Source organism: Flavimobilis sp. BM9 (assembly GCF_058313055.1).
The window spans coordinates 1-488 of record NZ_JBZEMO010000016.1 but is presented as its reverse complement, the minus strand read 5'-3'; the positions used below and the strand labels follow the sequence as shown (position 1 = coordinate 488).

1 protein-coding gene is annotated in these 488 nt (G+C 65.8%); it reads left to right on the top strand.

All coding sequences use genetic code 11. The annotated features are described in order from the left end of the window. Positions 1-9 precede the first annotated feature (9 nt). The coding region (locus AC4F3Q_RS13530) for a flagellin N-terminal helical domain-containing protein (protein WP_491040418.1) at positions 10-488 on the top strand (479 nt) is incomplete at its 3' end.

The window sequence follows — 488 nt, the reverse complement described above, 5'->3', positions numbered from 1 at the left end:
CAGGACGGCATCTCCGTCGTCCAGACCGCGGAAGGTGCTCTCACCGAGACGCACTCGATCCTGCAGCGCATGCGTACCCTCTCGGTCCAGGCGGCGAACGACGGCGGCCTCAACGCGACCGCGAAGACGAACATCCAGGACGAGATCGGCCAGCTCAGCACCGAGCTCGACCGCATCGCGGCCACCACGGAGTTCAACGGCAAGAAGCTTCTTGCGGGCACCTACGCCGGTAGCTTCCAGGTCGGCGCCAACACGTCCGCCAACGACGTCATCGCCGTGTCGATCGGCACGATGAGCGCGACTGCCCTCACGGTCAACGCCCTCACGATGGACGACGCCGCCGACGCGATCACGAAGATCGACGCCGCGATCGACGAGGTCTCCAAGACCCGCTCGAAGCTCGGTGCCGTTCAGAACCGCTTCGACCACACCATCAACAACCTCAACGTCGCCGCGGAGAACCTGGCCGCGTCGGAGAGCCGTATCCG